General features: G+C 73.8%; 22 protein-coding genes and 1 tRNA gene. 8 read left to right on the top strand and 15 right to left on the bottom strand.

The features are described 5' to 3' along the window. Positions 1 to 53 precede the first annotated feature (53 nt). The 5 genes from OG702_RS29215 to OG702_RS29195 all read right to left on the bottom strand — a co-directional run bounded on the left by OG702_RS29215 (position 54) and on the right by OG702_RS29195 (position 5,941). The gene (locus tag OG702_RS29215; protein ID WP_327291928.1) at positions 54 to 1,091 is read right to left on the bottom strand and encodes an ABC transporter permease; all 1,038 of its coding nucleotides are present in this window, start codon (positions 1,089 to 1,091) and stop codon (positions 54 to 56) included. After that, positions 1,088 to 2,698 carry a sugar ABC transporter ATP-binding protein gene (locus OG702_RS29210; protein ID WP_327291927.1) on the bottom strand — a complete coding sequence of 537 codons (1,611 nt, stop codon included), beginning with the start codon at positions 2,696 to 2,698 and terminating at the stop codon, positions 1,088 to 1,090. Before OG702_RS29210 ends, OG702_RS29215 begins: the two co-directional genes overlap by 4 nt. Positions 2,699 to 2,704: 6 nt before the next feature. Continuing rightward, complete coding sequence (locus tag OG702_RS29205) at positions 2,705 to 3,742, bottom strand: sugar ABC transporter substrate-binding protein (RefSeq protein WP_327291926.1); 1,038 nt, start codon at positions 3,740 to 3,742, stop codon at positions 2,705 to 2,707. Positions 3,743 to 3,821: 79 nt separating this feature from the next. After that, positions 3,822 to 4,628, bottom strand: coding sequence for an SDR family NAD(P)-dependent oxidoreductase (locus OG702_RS29200; protein ID WP_327291925.1), 807 nt, complete (start codon positions 4,626 to 4,628; stop codon positions 3,822 to 3,824). Next, the gene (locus OG702_RS29195) at positions 4,625 to 5,941 is read right to left on the bottom strand and encodes an L-fuconate dehydratase (protein WP_327291924.1); all 1,317 of its coding nucleotides are present in this window, start codon (positions 5,939 to 5,941) and stop codon (positions 4,625 to 4,627) included. Before OG702_RS29195 ends, OG702_RS29200 begins: the two co-directional genes overlap by 4 nt. 310 nt (positions 5,942 to 6,251) lie before the next feature. Here OG702_RS29195 and OG702_RS29190 point away from each other — a divergent pair, with 310 nt between their 5' ends. Further along, positions 6,252 to 7,247 (top strand): PAC2 family protein, encoded by a 996-nt coding sequence (locus tag OG702_RS29190; RefSeq protein WP_327291923.1) that lies wholly within the window; start codon positions 6,252 to 6,254, stop codon positions 7,245 to 7,247. Between the two features lie 99 nt (positions 7,248 to 7,346). Here OG702_RS29190 and mshC read toward each other — a convergent pair whose 3' ends face one another. The 4 genes from mshC to OG702_RS29170 form a co-directional block, all read right to left on the bottom strand. Further along, complete coding sequence (gene mshC, locus OG702_RS29185) at positions 7,347 to 8,576, bottom strand: cysteine--1-D-myo-inosityl 2-amino-2-deoxy-alpha-D-glucopyranoside ligase (RefSeq protein ID WP_327291922.1); 1,230 nt, start codon at positions 8,574 to 8,576, stop codon at positions 7,347 to 7,349. Positions 8,577 to 8,674: 98 nt separating this feature from the next. Further along, positions 8,675 to 9,502 (bottom strand): SCO1664 family protein, encoded by an 828-nt coding sequence (locus tag OG702_RS29180; protein ID WP_327291921.1) that lies wholly within the window; start codon positions 9,500 to 9,502, stop codon positions 8,675 to 8,677. Further along, complete coding sequence (locus tag OG702_RS29175; RefSeq protein ID WP_327291920.1) at positions 9,466 to 10,056, bottom strand: DUF3090 domain-containing protein; 591 nt, start codon at positions 10,054 to 10,056, stop codon at positions 9,466 to 9,468. Before OG702_RS29175 ends, OG702_RS29180 begins: the two co-directional genes overlap by 37 nt. A gap of 163 nt (positions 10,057 to 10,219) precedes the next feature. Further along, positions 10,220 to 10,921 carry a histidine phosphatase family protein gene (locus OG702_RS29170; protein ID WP_327291919.1) on the bottom strand — a complete coding sequence of 234 codons (702 nt, stop codon included), beginning with the start codon at positions 10,919 to 10,921 and terminating at the stop codon, positions 10,220 to 10,222. 224 nt (positions 10,922 to 11,145) lie between these two features. Between OG702_RS29170 and OG702_RS29165 the strand changes: the two genes are divergently transcribed. Continuing rightward, positions 11,146 to 11,757: a hypothetical protein gene (locus OG702_RS29165; RefSeq protein WP_327293422.1), complete on the top strand. Its 612-nt coding sequence runs from the start codon at positions 11,146 to 11,148 to the stop codon at positions 11,755 to 11,757. 65 nt (positions 11,758 to 11,822) lie between these two features. Here the strand turns inward: OG702_RS29165 and OG702_RS29160 are convergent, their stop codons facing one another. After that, positions 11,823 to 12,872 (bottom strand): LLM class F420-dependent oxidoreductase, encoded by a 1,050-nt coding sequence (locus OG702_RS29160; RefSeq protein ID WP_327291918.1) that lies wholly within the window; start codon positions 12,870 to 12,872, stop codon positions 11,823 to 11,825. A 130-nt stretch (positions 12,873 to 13,002) separates the two neighbouring features. Between OG702_RS29160 and OG702_RS29155 the strand changes: the two genes are divergently transcribed. Continuing rightward, a complete protein-coding gene (locus tag OG702_RS29155; protein ID WP_327291917.1) occupies positions 13,003 to 13,983 on the top strand; it encodes an aldo/keto reductase in 981 nt (326 codons plus the stop codon). Between the two features lie 32 nt (positions 13,984 to 14,015). Further along, on the top strand, positions 14,016 to 16,304 hold the full coding sequence (locus tag OG702_RS29150) for a helix-hairpin-helix domain-containing protein (RefSeq protein WP_327291916.1): 2,289 nt from the start codon (positions 14,016 to 14,018) through the stop codon (positions 16,302 to 16,304). A gap of 60 nt (positions 16,305 to 16,364) precedes the next feature. Here the strand turns inward: OG702_RS29150 and OG702_RS29145 are convergent, their stop codons facing one another. Further along, positions 16,365 to 16,973: a hypothetical protein gene (locus OG702_RS29145; RefSeq protein WP_327291915.1), complete on the bottom strand. Its 609-nt coding sequence runs from the start codon at positions 16,971 to 16,973 to the stop codon at positions 16,365 to 16,367. Positions 16,974 to 17,020: 47 nt separating this feature from the next. Between OG702_RS29145 and OG702_RS29140 the strand changes: the two genes are divergently transcribed. Then, the gene (locus tag OG702_RS29140) at positions 17,021 to 17,209 is read left to right on the top strand and encodes a DUF5703 family protein (protein ID WP_327291914.1); all 189 of its coding nucleotides are present in this window, start codon (positions 17,021 to 17,023) and stop codon (positions 17,207 to 17,209) included. Between the two features lie 52 nt (positions 17,210 to 17,261). Here OG702_RS29140 and OG702_RS29135 read toward each other — a convergent pair whose 3' ends face one another. The 3 genes from OG702_RS29135 to OG702_RS29125 all read right to left on the bottom strand — a co-directional run bounded on the left by OG702_RS29135 (position 17,262) and on the right by OG702_RS29125 (position 19,980). Further along, complete coding sequence (locus tag OG702_RS29135; protein ID WP_327291913.1) at positions 17,262 to 18,134, bottom strand: chaplin; 873 nt, start codon at positions 18,132 to 18,134, stop codon at positions 17,262 to 17,264. A 124-nt stretch (positions 18,135 to 18,258) separates the two neighbouring features. After that, the gene (gene chpH, locus OG702_RS29130; RefSeq protein ID WP_327291912.1) at positions 18,259 to 18,492 is read right to left on the bottom strand and encodes a chaplin ChpH; all 234 of its coding nucleotides are present in this window, start codon (positions 18,490 to 18,492) and stop codon (positions 18,259 to 18,261) included. Between the two features lie 150 nt (positions 18,493 to 18,642). Next, on the bottom strand, positions 18,643 to 19,980 hold the full coding sequence (locus OG702_RS29125; protein ID WP_327291911.1) for a M20/M25/M40 family metallo-hydrolase: 1,338 nt from the start codon (positions 19,978 to 19,980) through the stop codon (positions 18,643 to 18,645). A 188-nt stretch (positions 19,981 to 20,168) separates the two neighbouring features. Here OG702_RS29125 and OG702_RS29120 point away from each other — a divergent pair. The 3 genes from OG702_RS29120 to OG702_RS29110 all read left to right on the top strand — a co-directional run bounded on the left by OG702_RS29120 (position 20,169) and on the right by OG702_RS29110 (position 22,188). Beyond that, positions 20,169 to 20,253, top strand: a tRNA-Leu gene (locus tag OG702_RS29120). Positions 20,254 to 20,557: 304 nt separating this feature from the next. Then, the gene (locus OG702_RS29115) at positions 20,558 to 21,784 is read left to right on the top strand and encodes a hypothetical protein (protein WP_327293421.1); all 1,227 of its coding nucleotides are present in this window, start codon (positions 20,558 to 20,560) and stop codon (positions 21,782 to 21,784) included. Further along, complete coding sequence (locus OG702_RS29110) at positions 21,781 to 22,188, top strand: hypothetical protein (RefSeq protein ID WP_327291910.1); 408 nt, start codon at positions 21,781 to 21,783, stop codon at positions 22,186 to 22,188. The genes OG702_RS29115 and OG702_RS29110 overlap by 4 nt, the downstream gene beginning before the upstream one ends. Here the strand turns inward: OG702_RS29110 and OG702_RS29105 are convergent. Beyond that, positions 22,130 to 24,325: an ATP-binding protein gene (locus tag OG702_RS29105; RefSeq protein ID WP_327291909.1), complete on the bottom strand. Its 2,196-nt coding sequence runs from the start codon at positions 24,323 to 24,325 to the stop codon at positions 22,130 to 22,132. The genes OG702_RS29110 and OG702_RS29105 overlap by 59 nt on opposite strands. Between the last annotated feature and the right edge of the window lie 221 nt (positions 24,326 to 24,546).

Genomic DNA, 24,546 nt, shown 5'->3' with positions numbered 1-24,546 from the left:
GGACCGGGTCGGGTCGGGTCGATGACGGGTCGGGGGTCGGGTCAGTCCTGCGGTCAGTCCTGCTTCTCGCCGCTCGCGAAGCGGGAGATGATCAGGGCGACGATGATGATGGCACCGTAGAGGAACTTGTCCCACAGCGGCGGCACGCCGCCAAGGGTCGTGACGTTCACCACCAGTTGCAGGCTGACCACGCCGGTGAGAGCGCCGAAGAGCGTGCCCCGGCCGCCGTTGAGGCTGACCCCGCCGATGACGGTGGCGGCGAAGACCTGGAAGATCCAGCCGTCGCCCTGGGTGGCGGAGATCGCGCCGTAGTGGCCGGCGTAGAGCACACCGGCGAAGGCGGCGATCAGGCCGCCGAGCGCCAGCACGATCCAGGTGATCCGGTCCACCCGGATACCGGCCGCCCTGGCCGCCTCGGTGTTGCCGCCGATCGCGTACAGCGCCCTGCCGTGCCGCAGGTAGCCCAGTGCCAGGCCGCCGATCACGAAGAGGATCAGGCAGATCCACACCGCGGCCGGCGCCCCGAACCAGGACGCCTTGCCCAGGTAGGAGAAGGACGACGGCACCGCCACGATCGACTTGCCCTGCGCGACGCCGTCCTGCAGGCCGCGCAGCATGGTCAGCATGCCGAGGGTGGCGATGAAGCCGTTGACCCGCAGCTTGAGGATCAGGAAGCCGTTGACGGCGCCGATGACCAGGCCCACCACCAGGCAGACCGGGATCGAGGACCAGGTCGGGAAGAGCCCGATGCCGTGGAAGGTGGCGGGGCCGCTGCTGGGCAGCACCAGCCACATCGCGATGACCGGCGCGACACCGATGGTGGACTCCAGCGAGAGGTCCATCCGGCCGCATATCAGGATCAGCGCCTCGGCGAGCACCAGCAGGCTCAGCTCGCTGCTCTGCTGGAGCACGCCGATCAGGTTGTCCGAGGTCAGGAACACCGGCGACACGATGAAGCCGATGACGCCCAGGACCAGGATCACCGGGATCAGCGACAGGTCGCGGTAGCGGCTGAGCTGGAAGCGCGGCGCCGCTGGGCGGGGTTTGCCGGATACGGCCAGGTCGGCGCTCAACTCGGTGGTCTCACTCATTCCTCGGCTCCCTTGTCGCCGCCCGCGCCCGCGGGCAGCCCTTCCATCGCCGAGACCAGGTCCCGGTCGGTCCATCCGCTGCCGAACTCGGCGATCACCCGTCCGTGGAAGAGCGCGATCACCCGGTCGCAGACCCGCAGGTCGTCGAGCTCGTCGGAGACGATGACGGCCGCGTCGCCCCGGTCGGCCACCCCGCGGACCACGCCGAGCAGCGCGTCCTTGGACTTCACGTCGACGCCCGCGGTCGGCCGGATGGCCACCAGCACCCGCGGGTCGCGGGCCAGCGCCCGCGCGATGACGACCTTCTGCTGGTTCCCGCCCGACAGGTCGGAGACCGACTGGGCGGGCCCCGAGGTCTTGATGTCCAGCGAGTCGATCATCCGCTGGGCGAACGTACGGGTCCGCGACGGCAACACGGTGCCGTACGGGCCCAGCTGGTCGGTCACGGTGAGCGTGGCGTTCTCCGCCACGCTGCGGCCCAGCACCAGGCCCTGCCGGTGCCGGTCCTCGGGGACGTAGCCGATGCCGGCGTTCAGCGCGTGCGGCACGCTGCCCGGGCGTACGCCCCTGCCGTCCACCGACGCCCGGCCGCCGGTGGCCTTGCGCAGGCCCACCAGCGTCTCGCCGAGCGCGGTGTTGCCGCTGGCGGTGGCGCCGGCCAGGCCGAGGACCTCGCCGGCGGCCACCGCGAAGTCGATCGGCTGGAAGGCGCCCTCCAGAGCGAGCGCCTCGGCCCGCAGCACCGCGCCGTCCGACGGCTCCGCGGGCCTGTCGGGGGACTCCCCCGCCGCCCCGGACCCGCCGGTGGCCGCGGCGGAACTCGCGGCGGCCGCCGCGGACTTGGCGTGCCAGGTGGAGGCGGCCTGCGCCGCCTCGCCCGTCATGGCCGCCACGAGGTCCGCCTTGTCCAGCTCCGCGACGGGCGCGGTGAGGATGTGGCGGGCGTCGCGGTAGACCGTGACGGTGCTGCAGAGGTCGTAGACCTCCTGGAGGTGGTGCGAGATGAACAGGAACGCCACGCCCTGCTGCTGCAGTTCGCGCAGCTTGCTGAACAGCCGCTCGATACCGGCCGCGTCGAGCTGCGCGGTCGGCTCGTCCAGGATGATGAACCGGGCGCCGAAGGAGAGCGCCCGTGCGATCTCCACGAACTGGCCCTGCTCCACGGTGAGATCGCCGGCCCGGGTGCTGGGGTCGACGTCGACGCCGTACTCGGCGAGCAGGTCGCGGGCGTCGGCCCGCAGTTTGGACCAGCGGATCCGGCCGCGTTCGAACCTGTTGAGGTACAGGTTCTCGGCGACCGTCAGCTCGGGGACCACCATGGACTTCTGGTAGACGCAGGCGACCCTGGCCTGCCAGGCGGCGGTGTCACCCGGAGCGGGCGCGGGTTCGCCGAGGAAGGCGACCCGGCCCGCGTCGGGTGCGTGCAGCCCGGTCAGCACCGACACCAGGGTGGACTTGCCCGCACCGTTGCGGCCGACCAGCGCGTGCGAGTCGCCGACCGCCACGGTGATGCCCACCTGGTCCAGCGCGACGGTGGGCCCGAAGCGCTTGACGACACCCTCGGCGTGCACCGCGGGAGGAGGGGTTGAGGCCTGACCGTTGCTCATGTGCGCTCAGCTCTTTCCGAGCTGGTTGGCCCACAGGCTGGGGTCGTCCACGTTGTCCTTGGTCACCAGCGGCGCGGGCAGCTGGTCCTCAAGGCCGTTGGGGATGCTCACGATGGTGGACTTGTGGTCGGTCGGGCCCGGCTTGAAGGTCTGCCCGGCGAGCGCGGCCTTGGCGTAGTACAGCGCGTACTTGGCGTAGAGGTCGGCCGGCTGGGAGACCGTGGCGTCGATCTGGCCCGCCTTGATCGCCTTGAACTCGTCCGGGATGCCGTCGTTGGAGATGATGGTGATGTGCCCGGGGGTGCCCGGCGGCTTCAGCAGGTGCTTCTGCTCGAGCAGGGCCAGGGTCGGCTGCAGGAAGACACCGCCGGCCTGCATGTAGATGCCGTTGACGTCCGGGTCGGAGGCCAGCGTCGTCTGCAGCTTCGCGGACGCCACGTCGCCCTTCCAGTCGGTGGCCAGCGCGATCACCTTGATGCCGGGGTACTTGTCCTTCATGCAGGACGCGAACGCCTCCGAGCGGTCACGGCCGTTGATCGAGTCGAGGGCGCCCTCGAACTCCACGACCTTGCCCTTGCCGCCGAGCTGCTTGCCCAGGTACTCGCAGGCTTTGATGCCGTACGCCTTGTTGTCGGCGCGCACCACCATGTAGACCTTGCCCTTGTCGGGGCGGGTGTCGACGCTGATCACCGGGATCTTCTTGCCGGCCAGCTTGTCCAGGGTGGACGCGATGGCACCGGTGTCCTGCGGTGCCATCACGATCGCCTTGGCGCCCTGGTCGGTGAAGGTCTGCACGTTGGCGACCAGCTTGCCGATGTCGTTCTGCGAGTTGGTGCGGGGCAGCGCGGAGACGTCGCCGGCCTTGACACCCTTCTCTATGTAGCTGTTGTAGGAGTTCCAGAAGTCGCTGTCGGAACGCGGCAGGTCGATGCCGACCTTGCCCGAGGTGCCGGCCTTGTCGTCGCTGCCTCTGTTGCAGCCCGCGAGCGCGGTGACCGCGAGGAGGGCCGCGATGGCGGCAACGGTCGTCTTACGCAGTCTCATCGTCGAGTTCTGCCCTTCGAGAGTGTGTCGGCTCTGAGTGGTGCGGGTGGAGCGGTGCTGAAGCGGTGGTGCGTGTCGTTCAGTTGGCGGGGCGCAGGCGCAGGCCCTGCATTCCGCCGTCCACGGCGAGCGCGGTGCCGGTGACGCTCGCCGCCGCCGGGCCGGCCAGGTAGACGATGGCCGCGGCGACCTCGTCGGCGGTCACCAGCCGGCCGAGCGGCTGGCGGGCGTTCAGTGCGGCGCGCTCGGCGGCCGGGTCCTCGGCCTGGTCGAGCAGCCGGCCGATCCACGGGGTGTCGGCGGTCCCGGGATTGACGCAGTTGACCCGCACGCCCTCGCGTACGTGGTCGGCGGCCATCGCCAGGGTGAGCGAGAGGACCGCGCCCTTGCTCGCGCTGTACAGGGCACGTTGTGGCAGCCCCGCCGTGGCGGCGATGGAGCAGGTGTGGGTGATCGACGCGCTGCCCGGCCGGTCGGCGGCCGCCTCGCGCAGATGGGGCAGTGCCGCCCGGGCGGTGCGGACCATGCCGAGGACGTTGACGTCGAGCACCCGGGACCACTCCTCGTCGGAGTTGTCCTCGACGGTGCCGATGGAGCCGATACCGGCGTTGCTCACCAGGATGTGCAGGCCGCCGAGTTCGCGCACCGCCGCACCCACCGCGTCGCGCACCTGCGGGTCGGAGGTGACGTCCGCGGCGACCGGGAAGGTGCCCTCGGGGGCGCCCGAGGGGTCCCGGTCCAGGACGGCGACCCGGGCGCCGCGGGCGGCGAGCAGGGCCGCTGTGGCGGCGCCGATCCCGGAGGCGCCGCCGGTGACCAGGGCGGTCAGCCCGGCGAAGTCCTGCGGGAGCGCGGCGGTGTCGGCGGGAGTGGTCGTTCCGGTCATCGGGTCAGCTCCTGTCGTGCCTGCCACACCGGGCCTTCTGGGTAGCAGTAGTCGGCCAATGTCTCCGGCACCATACGGGCGGAGAAGCCGGGCGCGGAGGGTGCCTGGTAGCGCCCGTTCTCCACCACGACGGGGTCGGTGAAGTGCTCGTGCAGGTGCGGCACGTACTCGATGACCCGGTCGTCGAGGCTGCCGGAGACCGCGACGTAGTCGAACATGGCCAGGTGCTGGACCATCTCGCACAGGCCCACGCCGCCGGCGTGCGGGCAGACCGGGACGCCGAACTTCGCGGCCAGCAGCAGGATCGCGATGTTCTCGTTGACCCCGGCGACCCGGGCGGCGTCGATCTGGACGAAGTCCACCGCGTCGGCCTGCAGCAGCTGCTTGAAGACCACCCGGTTGGCGACGTGCTCGCCGGTGGCGACCCTGATCGGCTGCCCGGCGCGGACCGCGGCGTGCGCGAGGACGTCGTCGGGGCTGGTGGGCTCCTCTATCCAGTACGGCTCGTGCGGTGCGAGTGCCCGCATCCATTCCAGGGCCTCGGCGACGTCCCAGCGCTGGTTGGCGTCCACCGCGATCCGGATGTCGGGGCCGACCGCGGCGCGGGCCAGCCGCATCCGGCGCAGGTCGTCCTGGAGGTCGGCGCCGACCTTGAGCTTGATCTGGGTGAAGCCGGCCGCGACCGCCTCCTTGGCCAGCCGGGTCAGCTTCTCGTCGGAGTAGCCGAGCCAGCCGGGCTCGGTGGTGTAGGCGGGGTAGCCGTCCCTGCGCAGCGTCGCGGCGCGGGCGGCCCGGCCCGGTTCGGCGCGGCGCAGGATGTCCAGCGCCTCGTCGCGGGTCAGGGCGTCGCTGAGGTAGCGGAAGTCGACCAGGTCGACGAGCTGGTCCGGGCTCATCGACGCCAGCAGGTCCCAGACGGGCCGGCCGGCCTCCCGGGCGGCGAGGTCCCAGGCGGCGTTGATCACCGCCCCGGCCGCCATGTGCATCACGCCCTTCTCCGGGCCGAGCCAGCGGAGTTGGGAGTCATGGGTGAGCAGCCGGTAGAAGGCGCCGAGGTCGCCGGTGACACTGTCCACCGAGCGTCCGACGACGTAAGGTCGCAGGGTGCTGATCGCCGCTGCGACGACGTCGTTGCCGCGGCCGATCGTGAAGCACAGACCGTGCCCTGCGAGGCCGCCGGGGGAATCCGTACGGAGCACGACATAGGCGGCGGAGTAGTCGGGGTCGGGGTTCATGGCGTCCGAGCCGTCGAGCTGCTCCGAGGTCGGAAAGCGGATGTCGTACACGTCGACCTCGGTAATGGTCGGACTCATGCACACTCCCGTCGCGAGACATCGGATCTTTTCTTGATGATCCGATGTATAGCGGCGGGCGAGGGTGCTCGTCCAGGGGGATGCCGGAAGTTGTTGATAACAGATCGGATGTCTCGATATATCGCTTCGGCGTCGGGCCTGACCTGGCCTGCACGGCTGCGACGTGCCGTGACGAGCGACGCCACCGAGAGCGACCGGACAGCGGTCCGTGACTGTCGGGACACGTAGGCTGGTGACGCACGAAGAAAGAGCAGCACAGCAGAGCCGGTCAGGGGACGGCACGCCCCCGCCGGCCGGAAGGAGGCGCCGGGTGATCGAGCTTGAGGGGGTACCCGAGCTGATCGATCCGGTCATGGTCGCCGCGTTCGAGGGCTGGAACGACGCCGGGGACGCAGCCTCCACCGCGGTCGGGCACATGGACCGGGAGTTCAAGGGCGAGGTCTTCGCCGCGCTGGACGCGGAGGACTACTACGACTTCCAGGTCAACCGGCCCACCGTCTGGATGGAGGACGGCGTCCGCAAGATCACCTGGCCGACGACCCGGCTGTCGGTGGTCAGGATCCAGACGCCCAAACCCCGCGACCTGGTGCTGGTCCGCGGCATCGAGCCCAGCATGCGCTGGCGGTCGTTCTGCAACGAGATCCTGGGCTTCGCGCACGAGCTGGGGGTCGAGATGGTGGTGGTGCTCGGCGCGCTGCTCGGCGACACCCCGCACACCCGCCCGGTCCCGGTCACCGGGGTCACCTCCGACGCGGACCTGGCCACCGCGCTCAACCTGGAGGAGTCCCGCTACGAGGGGCCCACCGGCATCGTCGGCATCCTCCAGGAGGCCTGCACCCACGCCGGCATCCCGGCGGTCAGCCTGTGGGCCGCGGTGCCGCACTACGTGTCGCAGCCGCCCAATCCGAAGGCCACCCTGGCACTGCTCAACCGGCTGGAGGACCTGCTCGACCTGCGCATCCCGCAGGGCGAGCTGCCCGAGGACGCCAGGGCGTGGCAGGTCGGCGTCGACCAGCTGGCCGCCGAGGACAGCGAGGTCGCCGAGTACGTCCAGACGCTGGAGGAGGCCCGGGACACCGCGGAGCTGCCGGAGGCGTCGGGCGAGGCGATCGCCAAGGAGTTCGAACGCTATCTGCGGCGCCGCGACCCGCACCAGGGCGAGTACGCCAGCGAGGGCGGCGACGGCGTGCCGCAGTTCCGCGACCTCGGCAGGCAGCAGCGGCCGGAGGACAAGGACCCCGGCGACGGCGGCGAGAACGGCGAGGACGGCACGGAGCACGGCGGGACCGACGACGGGCCTTCGTGAGCCGGAGGGGCGGCGGCCCCGGCAAGGCCCTGGCGGGCCGGAGGGGCGGTCACCGCGTGTCGGCGGTGACCGCCCCTCCGGCGTGCCGTCGAGCGCCGCTCAGAGCGCCACGCCGAGCAGGGCGTCCACCGCGCGGGAGGCCAGACCGGGCGCCCCGGTGTCGGTGCCGCCGTCCGCCTGCTGGGCCGCCGCCCAGCGGTCCACCGCGGCCAGTGCGCGCGGCGCGTCCAGGTCGTCGGCCAGCGCGGCGCGGATCTCCTCGACCAGCTCCTCGGCCGGCGGTCCGTCCGGCCGGGACACCGCGGCCTGCCAGCGGTCCAGCCGGGCCAGCGCCTCGTCGAGCACCGCGTCGGTCCACTCCCAGTCCGCCCGGTAGTGGTGGGCGAGCAGCCCCAGCCTGATGGCCGCGGGAGGCACGCCGTCGCGGCGCAGCGTGGAGACGAAGACGAGGTTGCCCTTGGACTTCGACATCTTCTCGCCGTGCAGCGCCACCATGCCGGCGTGCACGTACGCCTTGGCGTACGGGAACTCGCCGGTGAGCACCTGGGCGTGCGAGGCGCCCATCTCGTGGTGCGGGAAGACCAGGTCGGAGCCGCCGCCCTGGACGTCGAAGCCCATGCCGAGGTGGTCGAGCGCGATGGCCACGCACTCGATGTGCCAGCCGGGCCGCCCGGCGCCCAGCGAGGCGCCGTCCCATCTCGGCTCGCCGGGCCGGGCGGCCATCCACAGCATCGGGTCGAGCGGGTTCTTCTTGCCCGGGCGGTCCGGGTCGCCGCCGCGCTCGGCGGACAGCGCCCGCATGGCGGCGGTGTCGTAGCGGGAGACGCCGCCGAAGTGCGGGTCGGCCTCGACGGAGAAGTACGTGTCGCCGTCCAGCTCGTAGGCGGCGCCCGCGTCCTTGAGCCGCTCGATGAGCGGCACGATGCCGGGGACGGCCTCGACGGCGCCGATGTAGTGGGTGGGCGGCAGCATCCGCAGCGCGGTCATGTCCTCGCGGAAGAGCGCGGTCTCCCGCTCGGCGAGCGCGGTCCATTCCACGCCGGTGGCGGCGGCCCGCTCCAGCAGCGGATCGTCGACGTCCGTGACGTTCTGCACGTAGTGGACCTGGTGCTTCGTGTCGAGCCACACGCGCTGGACGAGGTCGAACGCGTTGTAGGTGGCCGCGTGCCCCAGATGGGTCGCGTCGTACGGGGTGATCCCGCAGACGTAGAGGCGGGCGACCGGTCCGGGCTCGACGGCCACCAGGCCACCGGTCGCGGAGTCGTGGAGACGGAGTGCGCGTCCAGTGCCCGGGAGGGCAGGGACGTCGGAAGCGGGCCAGGCATGCATGTCATGAGATTAACCGGGCGGCCGCGGGTCAAACGACCGGGAGCAGCACGTTTGCCCCGGGACGTGCCTGACCGGTCACACCGGGTGCCGCGGCGGGGTCAGACCGGCGGCCATGGTATGGAAGGCCAGCCCCCGCCGGGCGCGGGGTGCACACCGGTCTCCAGCAGCCGCCCGACCCGGTCCCTGACCGCGTCGGTCTCGGCCGCGGTGATCAGCGTCCCCAGCTGCTCGCCCAGCTCGCCGTCCAGCGCCGAGCCGAGCGCGGTCAGCACGGTGACGGCCTCGGCGGGCAGCGCTTCGCCGGCCCAGCCCCACAGCAGGGTGCGCAGCTTGTCCTCGGTGTGGAAGGTCACTCCGTGGTCGATGCCGTAGAGCCGCCCGTCCGGCGCCGGCAGCAGATGGCCGCCCTTGCGGTCGGCGTTGTTGATGACCGCGTCAAGCACCGCCAGGCGCCGCAGCCGCTGGTCGTCGGCATGCACGAGCAGGGCGGTACGCCCGTCGGCGACCTCCGCCTCCACCACGGCCTTCCAGCCTTCCGCCGGCTCGTCGTCCTCGGTGAGGGCGAGCAGCGCGGCGTCCTCCGGCGCGGACTCGATCCACAGCTGGACCATGCCCTCGCCGTACGGCCCGTCGCGCAGCACGGTGGGCGGCACCAGGCCCCAGCCGGTGGCCTCGGAGACCAGGTAGGCGGCGACCTCGCGCTGGGCCAGGGTGCCGTCGGGGAAGTCCCACAGCGGGCGCTCCCCCGCGACGGGCTTGTACACGCAGGCCAGGGTCCGGCCCTCGTGCGCGGTCTCGCAGTACAGCACGGCGTTCGACGCGTCGCGCACCTGGCCGCGTACGGTCAGCGTGCCCGCCGACAGCACGTCAAGCGCCGCCGTGGCGGCGCTCAGGCCGACCTCCGGTACCCGTTCTGACGCGGGCATACGTGTCCTTCCGGATCCAGGGGGAGGCTGCACAGCGGGCACGGCGGCCGGCCGGCCGACACCACGTCGAGGGCGCGCTTGGCGAAGGAGCGGGCCTGGGCGCCGGTCAGCAGCACCCGCAGCAGCGGCGGGCCGTTCTCGTCGTCCTGGAGCATCTCCTCCTCGGCCGCCTCCAGGCCCTCCTCGTCCTCACCGGCCAGCTCGACCAGTGCCTGCGCCTCGATGACCATCCGGTCGTGGGCGCCGTCCCAGGCCAGGGCCATGGTGCCGACCCGGAACTCCTCCTCGACGGGCACGTCGAGGGGCGCGGTGTCGTGCAGCTCGGTGGGGGCGACGGCGGGCACCGGGGCGTTGCCGCCGCTGCGCCGCACCACCTCGTCCAGCAGCTCGTCGATCCGCTCGGCCAGTGCGGCCACCTGGGTCTTCTCCAGGGCCACGCTGGTGGTCCGGCCGGAGGCGGTGGCCTGCAGGAAGAACGTACGCTGGCCCGGCTGGCCGACCGTCCCGGCCACGAAACGGTCCGGGTGCTCGTAGAAGAAGACCTGGCGGGGCACGTCCTGCTCCGTTTGCTCGGCTGTGTGTCTGTCGTGCGCGTCTGTCGTGCGCGTACCCGTACTGCGCTGCGAAAGGCTGTGCTGCGCGGCGGTGCGGTGTCGCCTGTGCGGTGTCGCCGTCACCGTCGAAGCGGTGTGGCCACCACCCTACTGCGGAAGCTGATCACGGGGCGCCGGTGGAACCGCCGACGACCGCGTCGTCGGCCGCGCCCTCGGACGGCGCGGGCGGCGGGACGAGGGCGCCCAGGTCACCGGTGTCGCCGAGGCGCAGCAGGAACGGGCGGTGCGGGGTGTAGCGGATGACGGTCACCGAGCACGGATCGGTGCTGATCCGCTGGAAGAGATCCAGGTGCAGGCCGAGCGCGTCGGCGGCCAGCGACTTGATCACGTCGCCGTGCGAGCACAGCACGTACAGCGCGTCGGGGCCGTGCTCGGCCTCGATCCGCGCGTTCCAGTCGCGGACCGCGTCGACCGCGCGGGCCTGCATGGCGCGCAGCGACTCGCCGCCCTCGCCGGGGAAGACCGCCGCCGAGGGGTGCCGCTGCACGGTGGTCCACAGCGGCTCGTCGGCCAGTTCCGCCAGCTTGCGGCCGGTCCAGTCGCCGTAGTGGCACTCGCCGATCCGGTCGTCGGTGTGCAGGGTCAGGCCGGTGCGCGTGTCGAGCAGCGGGCGCACGGTCTCCTGGCAGCGTTGCAGCGGGCTGCTGACGACGGCGGCGAGCGGCAGCGCGGCCAGCCGGGCGGCGAGCGCGGTGGCCTGCGCCCGGCCTGCGTCGTCCAGGGCGACGCCGGGGCTCCAGCCGGCCAGCACTCCCTCGACGTTGGCAGTGGACCGTCCGTGCCGGACAAGGATCGCGGTGGGCATGTCCGCCACCGTAACCCTTCCGCCCCCGCTCCGTTGTGCTGGGTGACGGCCGTGGCGGGGATGATCCCCCCGAGCCCCCACCACGGCCGCTGAATTCCCGTGGCGCCGCCGCGATATTGCTTTGATCCGCTGTCCCCGGCATAGGTCCCGCTGTACCGCCCCCTGGGTAAGGTGCAGCAGAGGTCGAGGGGGCCTCGGGATCCGGTATCGCGAAGCGGGTGGAGATGTTCAGCAAGGCGACGAGGAGCCGCCCGGCTGCGAGCGGGGCGCGCCCCGCCGGCACCGACTGGTCTCCGTACGGTCGGCTGGAGGACGCCGCGGAGGTGTACTTCCTGCACGCGGACGTCGCGCTGGACGCCATCGAAGGAGTGCTGGGCAAGCGCCGGGTGCGCGGCTTCACCCTGGAGCGGGTGGTGGACCTGACGGAGGCGGGCGCCTCGGTCTGGCAGGAGGCCGCGGTGTGCGACGGACGGCGGCTGATCCTGTGGCACAGCGAGGAGCTGGCCGACGCCAAGGCGCCGGGCGGTACGGTCCTGGACTCGTCGGTGCAGGTGCTGCCGCTGGACTCGATCGGCCATGTCGGGATGCGCACCCTGGTCGGCCACGACGAGCTGGGGCAGCGGATCGACCGCGGGGTCTACGTGGTGCTGGCCACCGCGATGCCGCACGAGCTGAGCGCGGTGCAGGCCGACCCCGACTCGCCGCTGCCGGTGGCCTCGGCGAAGTTCCGGCCCGAGGCCTTCCGGTTCAGCAAGTCACTGGACGACGGGGGCGCCGGGCAGATAGCCCGGCTGATCGACTTCGGCCGGCTGCTCGGCCGGCTCGTGCCCAGCTGACAGCCGGCCGCGCTGCCCCGTCCCCGTGATCCCCCCGGCTCTCCAGGGCCGGTCAGGCAAGCGGCTCAGGCCACTCCCGCCAGCTCCAGGGCCTCGACTCCGGCCCGCAGGCCCGCCACCCGCTCCTCCAGCGTGAAACCGGCAGGGGCGAGGGTGAGGGTGGTGACGCCCGCCGCGGCGTAGGCGCGCATCCCGTCGGCGATCCGGGCGACCGGGCCCAGCAGGCAGGTGGAGTCGATGAGTTCCTGCGGTACGGCCGCGGCGGCGCCGTCCTTGTCGCCCGCCAGGTACTTGTCCTGGATCTCGGCGGCCTGCTTCTCGTAGCCCATGCGCTGGGCGAGCTGGTTGTAGAAGTTCTGCTTGCGGCTGCCCATACCGCCGACGTACAGCGCGGTGTACGGGCGGAACAGGTCGGCGAGCGCCGCGACGTCGTCGCCCACGGCGAGCGGCAGCGTCGGGCAGACGTCGAAGCCGTCCAGCGTCAGGCCGGCCTTCTCACGGCCCGCGCGGATGTGCCGCAGCGCGGTGTCCTCCAGGTGGGCGGCGGAGGGGAAGATCAGCAGGGCGCCGTCGGCGATCTCGCCGGTCTGCTCCAGGTTCTTCGGGCCGATCGCGGCGATGTAGAGCGGGATGTGCTCGCGCTGCGGGTGCACGGTCAGCTTGATCGGCTTGCCGGGGCCGCCGGGCAGCGGCAGCGTCCAGTGCTCGCCCTGGTGGCTCAGCCGCTCGCGGGCCATCGCCTTGCGGACGATCTCGACGTACTCGCGGGTGCGGGACAGCGGCTTGTCGAACTTCACGCCGTACCAGCCCTCGGAGACCTGCGGCCCCGACACGCCAAGGCCCAGCCGGAAGCGGCCGCCGGACAGCGAGTCCAGGGTCGCGGCGGTCATCGCGGTCATCGCCGGGGTGCGGGCCGGGATCTGGAAGATGGCGGAGCCGACGTCGATCCGCTCGGTCTGCGCGGCCACCCAGGACAGCACGGTGGCGGCGTCGGAACCGTAGGCCTCGGCGGCCCAGCAGACGGAGTAGCCGAGCCGGTCGGCCTCCTGGGCGACGGCGAGGTTGTCCGCATCCATCCCGGCACCCCAGTAGCCGAGGTTGATCCCGAGCCTCATAGCGCTCCCCTTGTACTGGTGAGTAACGTCGTTGTCCCCCCCGGACTGTAGCGCGCGGCGCCGCCACGGGAACCTGTCGGGTACGTCACTGCGGCCCATTCGGACGGTGCGGGCAGTAATCTCAGCGCCCATGGAGCATAGGCACCTCGGCCGTACCGGGTTGCGCGTGTCCCGGCTCGGGCTCGGCACGCTCACCTGGGGGCGCGACACCGGCGAACGGGACGCCGCCGACCAGCTCAAGACCTTCTGGAACGCCGGGGGTTCGCTGGTCGACACCGCCGACGTCTATGCGGACGGCGGCGCCGAGTACCTGCTCGGGCGGCTGATCGAGGACCTGGTGCCGCGCTCCGACCTGGTGATCGCCACCAAGGCCGGCAGCGTGCCCGACCCCGACCGGCGCTTCGACACCTCCCGCGGCCACCTGCTGTCCGCGCTCGACGCGTCCTTGCAGCGGCTCGGCACGGACTACGTCGACCTGTGGCAGGTGCACGCCTTCGACCCGGGCACGCCGCTGGACGAGACGCTGCAGGCGCTGGACATCGCCGTCAGCTCCGGCCGGGCCCGCTACGTCGGGGTGTCCAACTTCTGCGGCTGGCAACTGGCCAAGGCCGCGACCTGGCAGCTCGCGGGCCCCGGGCGCACGGCGCTGGCCAGCACGCAGATGGAATACTCGCTGCTTCAGCGCGGGGTGGAGCGCGAGGTGCTGCCCGCCGCGACGGACCTCGGGCTCGGGGTGCTGCCCTCCTCGCCGCTGGGCCGCGGCGTCCTCACCGGCAAATACCGCGCCGGCGTCCCGCAGGACTCCCGCGGCGGCTCCGAGGACATGGCGCCCTTCGTCGCCCCCTACCTGGACGACACCGCGGGCCTGATCGTGGACGCGCTGGCCATAGCGGCCGACGGCCTGGCCGTGTCCCCGCTGCAGGTCGCCCTCGCCTGGGTACGCGACCGGCCGGGCGTGACCGCCCCGCTGCTCGGCGCGCGCAACGCGCAGCAGCTCACGGCGGCGCTGTCGGTGGAGGCGCTTACGCTTCCTGAAGAGATCTGCCAGGCGCTGGACGACGTGTCGGCGCCACTGCACCGCTACCCGGACCACGACTGGAGCACGCTCTGAACGCGCGCACCGATCCCTCCACGGAGGCCGCAATGCCCCCCGCCAGCCCGCCCGCCCCGCCCGCGCCCGAGCGCCCCGAAGGGTCCCCCGCCCCGGCGGCCGCCCGGCGCCCACCGGTGGACCTGGCCGGCCTCGCGGCGGCCGTCCGCTCCATCGAACGGGGCGAGAGCCCGGTGGCCCCGGCCCCGCGCGGCGACGCGGCGGAAGCCCGCCGCAAGCGCCGCGAGGCGATGGCGGCGGAGGCAGCCGCCCTCCAGGCGGCCGAGGCGGCTGACGGCAGCACCCCGCCGCCGGGCGGCACGGCGGCGGAGGCTGCCGCCGCGGACGGTGACGGCGCCGGCCTTTCGGCGGTCGGCGCGGAGGGGCAGGGCGCGGCTGCCGGGGACGTGGCGGATGCCGGCGCGGACGCGGCCGCACAGGGCGCGGCCGCCGGGCGTGACGCCGGGTCAGGACCCGGTGGCGAGACGGCGGCTGAGGGCGGAGCCGCCGACGGGCGTACGGCAGGCGGCGCGGCAGGCACCGACCGGCCGAGGGTGGCAGCCGACGATCAGAGCCCGGCCGCGGAACGGCCCGGAGCCGGGGCGGCGAGCCGCGGCGCAGGGGCGGCCGGGCCGCGCGTGGCGCCGGACCCCAGGGCCGTGGAGGCCGCTGCCGGCGTGCTGGCCGATGGCGGGGCCCCGGCCTACCTGGCCGCGGACGCCGTGCGGGTGCTCGGGGAGCGGGCCGCGGCGGAGTTGCGTGCCGATCCGTGGCTGCTGCTCGGGATCGGCACGGTGAGGACCGAGCACGCGGACGCGTTCGCGCGCGGGGTGCTCGGCGGCGCGTGCGGGCCGGACGACGAGCGGCGGGCCCGCGCGCTGGTCGCCCGGGCGCTGGAGGACGCCGCGGTGCGCGGGCACACCGCGCTGCCGCCGGCCGACCTGCACGCCGCGCTGCGCGGGCACGGGCTGTCCGACCCGGAGGCCGCCGTCGCGGCCGCCGTCGCGGACGGCCAGGTGCTGGTCTTCCGGGAGGGCGGCGAGGACGAGGACAGCGAGGAGGAGGTGTCACTGCTGCTCGGCCTCGACCGTTACGCGATGGCCGAGGAGAGCCTTGCGGAAGGCCTCTTCCGCCTGCTGCGGTCCTTCGAGAGCGAAGCGGAGGGCGACGACGGGCCTGACTGGGCGCGGGCGTCCGCACCGACGCCGTCCGCCGCCGAGCTGATCAAGGCCTCGGCGGGCAGCGGCCTCGTCGTGCACTCGGGCGGCGAGGCCGCCCGCGCCGAGCCCGCCGCGCTGGTGGCGGCCGCACGGGCCGTGGGCCTGCGCGCGTACGCCGCCGCCTACACGGAGAACGGCCGCCGCAGGCTCGCCGCGGTGGTGGGCGACGAGGCGGCCGTGACCGTGGACGGGCTGCTCTCGGGCGCCGAGGGGCCGGGACGGGCCGCGGACGGCAGCCTGGACCTCGCTCTGCTCGCGGTGCTGGACGCGCCGCAGCTGTCCGTCGAGGAGGCCACCACGCTGGTGGAGTCGGTCCCCGACGGCGCCCGGCTGGTGCTCAGCGGCGACCCGCACGCCCTGTGGTCGGCGGGCGCCGGCCGGGTCTTCGCCGACCTGCTCGCAGCCCGGGTCTGCCCCCGGGTGGTGTCCCGCACGCCGGACTTCGGGCCGATCGGCGAGCTGGTGTCCTGCGTCGGCGAGGGCGAGCTGACCGCCGTGGAGGCACCGGGCAAGGAGGTCGTGGTGGTGCCGGTGCGCGATCCGCGCGAGGCCGTGCACCGTACGGTCCAGCTGGTCGCCGACTCGGTGCCGCGGGCTTTCGGCGTCGAGGGGGCGCAGGTCCAGGTGGTCACGACCGGCCACGGCGGCCCGGTCGGCACCCGGGCGCTCAACGCGGCGCTCAAGGAGCGCCTCAACCCCGGCCCCGGGCGCTTCGGCGGCTTCGACCCGGGCGACCGGATCGTGCACGTCCCGGTGCCCGGCCGTACGCTGCCCGGCACGGTGACCGGCGCGGAGCCGGACGGCCTGCGGCTGGAGTGCGAGCGGGGATCGGTCCTGGTCCCCCGCGAGGAGGTGGCGGCGACCGTACGCCACGGGTGGGCGGTCACCGGCCATCAGGCGGCCGGCATGCGCTGGCCCGCCGCCGTGGTGGTCGTACCGGGCGACGCGGGGCCGCTGCTGACCAGGTCCTGGGTCTACACCGCCTTCGGCCGCGGCGAGCGCCACCTGTCGGTGGTGCAGGGCGCCGAGCAGCAACTGGCCCAGGCCGTCGCGGGACCGCCGGCGACCGAGCGCACCACCCGGCTGGGGACGGTGCTGCGGGAGCTGACCGCCGGGTGGTGACCCGCCCGAGCCGGGCCGCGAGGTCCCCGGGGGCAGGTCCCCCCGGGGCCGGGCTCGGGCTCAGTCGGGGTCGAGGACGCCGAGCTCGTCGTCGAAGACCGCGCTGACGTCGAAGCGGCACACCACCAGGTGCGGATCGGCCTGGTCGAAGGGCGTCTCCAGCCACTCCCCGGGTTCGGGGGTCTCCACCGCGGAGACCCACAGCGTGGAGTCGCCCTCCTCGAAGCCGAAGTCCTTGTGCCGCTGGGCGATCTCATCGGGTTCGTACTCGCCGAAGATCACCCCGAGCGCCGCGTTGACGCTCGCGGTCGCCGATCCGTCGGTGTCCTCGCTGGCATGCCTGGCCTGCGAGAAGAGCCGGTCGGGTGCCACGATCGTGTAGTCGCGGCGGATCAGCACGCTGATCGCCTCCGGCTCCTCGGGACCCTCGTACTCCGGCAGCGAGCCGCCGGTGGGCACCTCGAGCGGGGTCACCTCGTCGTAGGCGTCGTACAGCAACTCGTCATACGACTCGGCAGCCGAGGCCAGCGCCTCGAACGCCTCGTGAACGGCGGGGTCGTCCTCGCCGCTGCGCTTCTCGATCGCGTCGAGATGCCGGTCGAGCGCGGCCTTGACCGCCTCGACTGCGGCACGGACCTCGGCCGCCGTGGGCTGCACGTCATCAGACATGAGGCAGACGCTATCCGCACCGGGGCGTTGCTTGCACAATAGATGCGATGCCGGAATACGAATTCAGAGAGATCTACGTGCCGCGTGGGGTCTCCCGCAAGGACGCGACACGGTTGCTGACCGACGAGGCGGAGTACGGACACTGGGAGGTCGACCGGCTCCGCCTGTATGCCGACGGGAGCAGACGCGTGCGCCTGCGGCGCCGGATCATCCGCCAGGTGCGGGCCACCTGGTGAGGTGGCCCGCACCGGCCGGCCCGGACGCGGGCCGGCCGGTGGGCGGTACGGCTCAGCGCCGGGCGGACTGGCCGCGGCGGTAGAGCAGGGCGCCGCCGAGCAGCAGCGCACCGGCGGCGAAGGCGGTGAGCGCCATGCCGTCGGCGCCGGTGTGCGCGAGGGTGTCGCTGCCGGCGCGGGGCGCCGACGGGGTGGTGCTGTTCGACCCGGGGGTGCCCGGGGTGACCGGGGTCACGGGCGTGCCCGGGTTACCGGGGGTGCCGGGCGTCCCGGGGGTGCCCGGGGTGCCAGGAGTGCCGGGGTTGCCCGGGGTCCCGGGAGTGCCGGGGTTGCCCGGGGTCCCGGGAGTGCCGGGGTTGCCCGGGGTGCCGGGGTTGCCCGGGGTGCCGGGGGTGCCCGGGGTGCCGGGGGTGCCTGGCGTACCCGGAGTACCGGGCGTGCCGGGGTGACCCGGGTGCCCGGGGTGACCCGGATGGCGGGGCGTGCCCGGATTGACGGGCGGGGTGTTGACGTTCGCGCAGCTGTTCCCGAACGCCGGGTTCAGCGCTCCGATCACCGACACGCTGTTGCCGCACAGGTTGACCGGGACGTCGACCGGCGCCTGGACGGCGTTTCCTGAGCCCACGCCCGGCGAGCCGTGGGCGCCGCCGATCGCGGTGGAGCCGCCGCCGCCCGGGTGGGCGGAGACGTTGGCGCAGTGGTTGCCGAACACCGGGTTCAGCAGACCCACCACGTTGACCGTGTTGCCGCATGCGTTGACCGGCACATGCACCGGGACCTGGACCGCGTTGCCCGAGAGCACACCGGGCGAATCGGCGGCGGCACCGAACGCGCCCGCGTCGGCGTAGGCCAGACCGCCGGTGGCGGCGATCACCCCGCCGGTGGCGACCGCGGTGAGCAGGCCCTTGGTTGCGACCTGTCGCATTGCTTCCCCTAACCTTCCCCTGCGTTCAGGGATACCTGGAAATGTCGAGCGGCCCCGGAACGCAGGTGGGTGCGTCCGGGGCCGGTCCGGCGGCGGCCGCGCCGCCGGCGCGGCCGCGGCGGCGTCAGGCGTTGACGCAGGTGTTGCCGAAGGCAGGGTTGAGCAGCCCGATCACGTTGACCGTGTTTCCGCAGACGTTCACCGGGACGTGCACAGGGACCTGGACGACGTTGCCCGACAGCACGCCCGGGGACTGCACCGCGGCGCCCTGGGCGCCGGAGTCGGCGGCAGCCATACCCGCACCCGCGAGTACGAGACCGCCGGTGGCGACCGCAGCGGCGACGACCTTCTTGATCATTCTCATTCCTCCTCATGGACAAGTGCGGCCCCAGCCCTTGCGGACCACACCGTCGTAACGACCCCCTGAGGAATAGAGCTACGAAAGCATCGGGCCTTTCACCCGTACCGGCGAAGGAAACCACCGGTACGGGTACACACGCCCGACCGGTCAGCTGTGTTCGATGAAGCGGTCGAGCACGCGGACGCCGAAGCGCAGCCCGTCCACCGGCACCCGCTCGTCCACGCCGTGGAACATCCCGGCGAAGTCCAGCTCAGGCGGCAGCCGCAGCGGCGCGAAGCCGAAGCAGCGGATGCCCAGGTCGTCGAAGGACTTGGCGTCGGTGCCGCCGGAGAGCATGTACGGCACCGCCCGCGCGCCCGGGTCCTCCGCGACCAGCGCGGTCTGCATCGCGTCCACCAGGGCGCCGTCGAAGTCGGTCTCGACGGCCTTGTCGGAGTGCAGCGACTCCCGCTTGACGCGCGGACCCAGGACGCGGTCGAGGTCGGCCAGGAACTCCTCCTCGTAGCCGGGCAGGAAGCGGCCGTCGACGTGGGCGGTGGCCTGCCCGGGGATGACGTTGACCTTGTAGCCGGCGCCGAGCATGGTCGGCGCTGCGGAGTTGCGGAGCGTGGCGCCGATCATCTTGGCGATGCCGCCGAGCTTGGCGAGCGTCGACTCCATGTCCTCCGGGTCGAGTTCGGTGCCCAGCGCGTCGGAGAGCTCGTCGAGGAAGCCGCGGACCGACTTGGTGACGCGGACCGGGAACTCGTGCCGGCCGAGCCGGCCGACCGCCTCGCACAGCTCGGTGATCGCGTTGTCCTTGTTGGTCATCGACCCGTGGCCGGCCGTGCCGTCCACGGTGAGCCGCATCCAGTGCATGCCCTTCTCGGCGGTCTCGATCAGGTAGAGCCGCAGATCGTCGTTGACGGTGAAGGAGAAGCCGCCGACCTCGCCGATCGCCTCGGTCACGCCCTCGAAGAGGTCCGGGTGCCCGGTGACCAGGTGCTTGGCGCCGAAGGTGCCGCCCGCCTCCTCGTCGGCGAGGAAGGCGAGCACGAGGTCCCGCGGCGGCTTGCGCCCGCTGCGCAGCCGGTCGCGGATCACCGCCAGCGTCATCGCGTCCATGTCCTTCATGTCGACCGCGCCCCGGCCCCACACGCACCCGTCGACGACCTCGCCGGAGAAGGGGTGCACGGTCCAGTCGTCGGCGTTGGCCGGGACGACGTCGGTGTGGCCGTGGATCAGCAGCCCGGGCCGCGAGCGGTCGGCGCCCTCGACCCTGGCCACCACGGAGGCGCGGCGCGGGTGCGACTCGAAGATCTGCGGCTCCAGACCCACCTCGGCCAGCTTCTGCGCCAGGTATTCGGCCGCCGCCCGCTCGCCAGGTCCCGAGTGGTCCCCGTAGTTGCTGGTGTCGATCCTGATCAGGTCGCTGCACAAGCCGACGACCTCGTCCTCGCCGGTGATCCCGCCGCCGTCCGCACTGCCAGGCCTGGACTCGCTCACGCTGTCTCTCCTCCTCGTCGCCCACCCGCCCGCAGCACGCGCCGGATGCCTCCCCCATCCTGCCCCGCGCCCCCCGCGCCCCCCAAGGCCGGCCTCGTCCGCGCCCCCCGCTCGCGGTGATCGGCGCCCCCCGATCTTTGCTATGGTTTACCCCGTCGCCACGGCCGTGAGGCCGTGTCGTCACACCCGTCCGGGTGGCGGAATGGCAGACGCGCTAGCTTGAGGTGCTAGTGCCCTTTATCGGGCGTGGGGGTTCAAGTCCCCCCTCGGACACGGCGGTGTCGTTCGCAGGAACGGTTCGCACAGAAATCACCAGTGGCCCCCGGCTCCGGCCGGGGGCCACTGGCGTGTGCCGGCTGCCGTCGCGGGCCCGGCGCCGGCCGGATCCGCGCTCCCCGCAGCCCCCGTCCCGCCTGCTGCCTGCCCGCCTGCCGGAAACGGTGCGCTCCCGGTGCGCAAGCTTTCTGCAAGGCCCCGTCAAGGCTTCCGGCGATCCGCCGGGACATCCCGTCCACCAGGAGGTTTCCACCGGCCCCGCGAGGGGCTTCACCGACCAACGGGGGATGTCGTGTCCGTCATGGAAATCGTCGACCATCGGACGACACAAGGAGGGGACGCCGGCCAGTGGCGCACGCTGGCCGGGCGCAAGACGGTCCTGGTGCTGGTGCACACCGAGGTCTACGGGCGCCGGCTGCAGGACCTGCTGGCCCTGCTGGAGTCCGATCTGCGGGTCGAGGTGGTCTTCACCGTCGCGCCGCACGCCTTCAACAACGGCGCCGCCCGCTTCCTGGCGCGGCTCGGGGCCGACGTGCTGCCGTGGGCCGAAGCGGTGCGCACCGACTTCGACCTGGCGATCGCCGCCGGGTCGCAGGGCATGGAGAAGGTCCGTGCCCCGCTGGTGCGGATCTCGCACGGCGGCGGCCACATGTCGCTGGCCCGGGTGCCGTCCGGCCGGCCGTGCCGCGGCGGGCCCGCGGTACGCGAGCCGGGCGGCATCACCGGGCGCGGCCACCTCACCTGGGAGGGCGCCGTCGTGCCGCGGGCGGTCGCCCTGCCGCACCGGGACGATCTGCGGGCGCTGCGGCGCTGGTGCCCGGAGGCGCTGCCGGTCGCGGAGGTCGTCGGCGACCCGACGTACGACCGGATCGCGGCGAGCCTGCCCTTCCGGGCGGAGTACCGCGCGGCGATCGGCGTGGCGCCCGGCCAGCAACTGGTGCTCGCGACCTCGACCTGGGGCCGCCGCTCGCTGTTCAACCACCTGGAGTCGCTGCTGCCGCGGTTGGCGGAGCTGCCCGCGGACCGCTTCCGTAAGGCGCTGCTGGTGCATCCCAACGTGTTGTCGATGCACGGGCGTTACCAGGTCAGGGCCTGGCTCGCGGACTGCCGCAGGGCCGGGGTGACGGTCGTCTCGCCGGACGCCGACTGGCGGGCGCTGCTGGTCGCCGCCGACCATGTCGTCGGCGACTACGGCTCGGTGACGCTGTACGCGACGATGACCGGCGCGCCCATCCTGCTCGCCCGCTACCCCTACCAGGACGCCAACCCGGCCTCGCCCGGGGTCGCCATGGCGCTGACCGCCCCGGCGCTGAGCCCGACCCGCCCGCTGGCCGACCAGCTGGCCTACGCCGCGGCCGAATACCCGCGGCGGGACTTCCAGCGGATCGCCCGGCGGATCTCGTCCGAGCCGGGTCGCTTCAACCGCAACATGCGCGCCCTGATCTACCGGCAGCTCGGCCTGGGCCAGCCCGCCTATCCGCCGGCCACGGAACCGGTGGCGCTGTCCGCAGGCGAGGTGGCGCTGTGAGCGGCCGGCTGCTGCCCGACCACGTACGGGTCGACGTGGACCGCGTCGGCTCCGAGGCCCGGCGCGCCTGCGCCGACGTGCTGTACGGCACGGGCGACGCGCGGGACGCGGCCGCGCTGATGCGGCGCCACCCCGGGTGCCTGCTGGTCTCGCTCCGGGACGGCCGCGGCCGCTGCACGACGCTCGTCCGTCACCCCGCCGCACGTCGCGGCGCCGCGGAGGTCCGCGTCGTGCGGGTCCGTACCAGGGTGCTGGGCCGCCGCACGCACGCGCTGCTGGCGTCGCTGCTGCACGCCCGGCTGGTCGCCGGCCGCCGCGAGCCGGCCCGGCGGCGGGCCCCGGCGGTCAGGACGGTCCGTGATCCCGCAGCCGGCCCGCCAGGCGGCGGGCGTCCCGCGGGCTGACCGGGGTGTAGCGGGCCAGGGAGCGCTCGAACCAGTCCCTGGCCCGCTGCCGCTCTCCCCGGTCGGCCGCCGCCATGCCGAGCATCTCCAGGACGCGGCCCTGCCAGTGGACCGAGCCGCAGGCCGCGAACTCGTCCAGGGCCTGGTGCAGTTCCCGCTCGCCGAGCGCGGCGTCGGCGGCTTCGCCGAGGGCGGCACGGGCCATGCCGAGGAAGGCGAGCGCCCGGGCCGCGTCGTAGGGGTCGGGTACGGCGAGCAGGTCGGCGCGGGCGCGGGTGAGCAGCCCGACGGCCTCCCGCGGCGCGCCCGCGGCCAGCGCGAGGTCGCCCAGGCACAGCCGGGACAGCGCCGCGCCCCGGGTGTGGCCGATGGCCTCGCGCAGGTCGAGCGCCCGCCGGAAGAAGGCGGCGGCGCGGTCCTGGCGGCCGGCGAGCTGGTGCGCCTGGCCGAGGCCGTGCAGCGCCTGGGCCTCGGCCCGCCGGTCGCCGGTGTCCTCGGCCTGTCGCAGCGCGCGGCCGAACCACTCGGCGGCCTCGTCGTAACGTCCCGCCTCGCACAGGCCCGCGGCCCCGGTGGTGAGCATCCGCAGGGCCGCGGTGTCCCGCCCGGCACGGGTGGCGGCGGGCAGGGCGAGCCGGTGCGCCTCCACCCACAGGTCGGCGGGGCGCAGCCGGACCCACAGCGGCTGCATGCTGTCCACGAGCTGCCACGCCAGGTCGTCCCAGCCGCGCTCGGCCGCCTTCCGCACCGCCGCCATCAGGTGCAGTCGCTCGACGTCCAGCCAGGCCAGCGCGGCGGTCGGCCCGTCGAAGGGCGGCGCCTCCTCGGGGCGGCGCAGGTGGTCCCGGCGCAGCCGGCGGTGGAAGGGGGACAGCAGGGTGCGGGCCTCGGTCGCGGTCCACAGATACCAGTCGAGTGCCCCGCGCAGGGCGGCGTCGCAGGCGCCGGGGGTCTCCTCGGCGGCGGCCCGCTGGGCGGCGTGCAGCCCGATCAGGTCGTGGAAGCGGAAGCGGTCGGGGCCGAGTTCTTCGAGCAGGCTGACGTCGACCAGCTCGTCCAGCAGTTCCGCTGCCAGGTCCGCTGGAAGCCCGCAGGCCGCCGCCGCGGCGCCGGCGCCGAATTCGCCGACCGGCAGCAGCCCCAGCAGGCGGTAGCCGCGCGCGACCTCCGGCGGCAGCACGCCGTACGCCCCGTCGAGCGCGGTCTGGACCGCCCGGTCGCCGCCGAGCGCCAGGCCCGCCAGCCGGCCGCTGTCCCGGCTCATCGCGGCGACGAGGGCGGCCAGCGGCTGGCGCGGCCGGGCGGCCATCCGCGCGGCTGCCACGCACACCGCCAGCGGCAGCCCGCCGCACAGCCGGGCGAGACCGTCGGCGGCCTGCCGCTCCCTGGCGACGCGCTCGGCGCCGAGGCGGCGGCTGAGCAGCTCGACGCTGGCGGCGGGGCCGAGCGCGTCGAGGTGGTGGAAGCCCGCGCCGTCCACCCCGAGCCCGGGCAGCCGGCGCCTGCTGGTCACCGCGACCAGGGCGCCGGGCGCCGCCGGCAGCAGCGGGCGGACCTGGGCGGCGCTGAACGCGTTGTCGAGGAAGAGGACGATCCGCAGGTCCGCGGTGACGGTACGCCACAGGGCGGCCAGTTCCGCCGGCTCCGCGGGGGCCCGGTCCACGCCGAGGCCGCGCAGGAACCGCCCGAGCACCGCGGCCGGCGGCACGGGCTCGTCACCGGTGTGCCCGCGCAGGTCGGCGTAGAGCTGGCCGTCGGGGTAGGCGGCGGCCAGCCGGTGCAGCCAGACCGCGACGAGCGCGGTCTTGCCGACCCCGGCGGCGCCGGTGACGACGACCAGCGGGGCGCTCTCCCCGCCCGCGGTCCGCAGCGCGTCGAGGGCGGCGACGTCAGCGGTGCGGTCGGTGAAGTGGGCGGCGGCCGGGATCAGTTGCCGGGGCACCGGCTGCCGGGGAGCCGGGCCGGCGGCTTCGTGGCGGTGCTCGTGCACATGGATGCCGCCGCTGACGTGGCGGGCCTGGACCACCGGCCCGGTGATCCGCGCGTCCCCCGCGACGGTGTTGTCCGTGCGGTCGCCGCCGGCCGGCGCCGCTCCTCCGGGGTCGTCACCGGGGTCCGGGCCCGGCTGCTGGTCCACGTATGTCCTCCCCCGGTGTCCCCGCCGCCGTGCCGGCCCCTGCGCCCATCCAAGGCGACCGGCGGTGCCGGCGGTGGGCCGGACAGGCCTTTCTCGACCATGAAAGACCGGTATTGGCAAAGTAAGAAACGTTTCAGCCAATAATTTCTCACTTTCGGGTGACCCTGTTGCCGGATGTTGACGGCATGTCACCCTGGAGCCGCGGGGTGTGCCGGCGTGAG

Origin of the sequence: Streptomyces sp. NBC_01198 (genome assembly GCF_036010485.1) — a bacterium.
Classification (GTDB): Bacteria; Actinomycetota; Actinomycetes; order Streptomycetales; family Streptomycetaceae; genus Actinacidiphila.
This window is presented reverse-complemented; position numbering and strand designations above follow the sequence as displayed.

Excerpts from the sequence above, each read along its gene's own strand:
- OG702_RS29150 (WP_327291916.1), top strand. The coding sequence starts at position 14,016 with ATGCCCCCCGCCAGCCCGCCCGCCCCGCCCGCGCCCGAGCGCCCCGAA.
- OG702_RS29180 (WP_327291921.1), bottom strand. The coding sequence starts at position 9,502 with ATGCCCGCGTCAGAACGGGTACCGGAGGTCGGCCTGAGCGCCGCCACG.
- chpH (WP_327291912.1), bottom strand. The coding sequence starts at position 18,492 with ATGATCAAGAAGGTCGTCGCCGCTGCGGTCGCCACCGGCGGTCTCGTA.
- OG702_RS29115 (WP_327293421.1), top strand. The coding sequence starts at position 20,558 with ATGGAAATCGTCGACCATCGGACGACACAAGGAGGGGACGCCGGCCAG.
- OG702_RS29165 (WP_327293422.1), top strand. The coding sequence starts at position 11,146 with ATGTTCAGCAAGGCGACGAGGAGCCGCCCGGCTGCGAGCGGGGCGCGC.
- OG702_RS29170 (WP_327291919.1), bottom strand. The coding sequence starts at position 10,921 with ATGCCCACCGCGATCCTTGTCCGGCACGGACGGTCCACTGCCAACGTC.
- OG702_RS29200 (WP_327291925.1), bottom strand. The coding sequence starts at position 4,628 with ATGACCGGAACGACCACTCCCGCCGACACCGCCGCGCTCCCGCAGGAC.
- OG702_RS29205 (WP_327291926.1), bottom strand. The coding sequence starts at position 3,742 with ATGAGACTGCGTAAGACGACCGTTGCCGCCATCGCGGCCCTCCTCGCG.
- OG702_RS29195 (WP_327291924.1), bottom strand. The coding sequence starts at position 5,941 with ATGAGTCCGACCATTACCGAGGTCGACGTGTACGACATCCGCTTTCCG.
- OG702_RS29160 (WP_327291918.1), bottom strand. The coding sequence starts at position 12,872 with ATGAGGCTCGGGATCAACCTCGGCTACTGGGGTGCCGGGATGGATGCG.
- OG702_RS29155 (WP_327291917.1), top strand. The coding sequence starts at position 13,003 with ATGGAGCATAGGCACCTCGGCCGTACCGGGTTGCGCGTGTCCCGGCTC.
- OG702_RS29145 (WP_327291915.1), bottom strand. The coding sequence starts at position 16,973 with ATGTCTGATGACGTGCAGCCCACGGCGGCCGAGGTCCGTGCCGCAGTC.
- OG702_RS29215 (WP_327291928.1), bottom strand. The coding sequence starts at position 1,091 with ATGAGTGAGACCACCGAGTTGAGCGCCGACCTGGCCGTATCCGGCAAA.
- OG702_RS29210 (WP_327291927.1), bottom strand. The coding sequence starts at position 2,698 with ATGAGCAACGGTCAGGCCTCAACCCCTCCTCCCGCGGTGCACGCCGAG.
- OG702_RS29140 (WP_327291914.1), top strand. The coding sequence starts at position 17,021 with ATGCCGGAATACGAATTCAGAGAGATCTACGTGCCGCGTGGGGTCTCC.
- OG702_RS29135 (WP_327291913.1), bottom strand. The coding sequence starts at position 18,134 with ATGCGACAGGTCGCAACCAAGGGCCTGCTCACCGCGGTCGCCACCGGC.
- mshC (WP_327291922.1), bottom strand. The coding sequence starts at position 8,576 with ATGCATGCCTGGCCCGCTTCCGACGTCCCTGCCCTCCCGGGCACTGGA.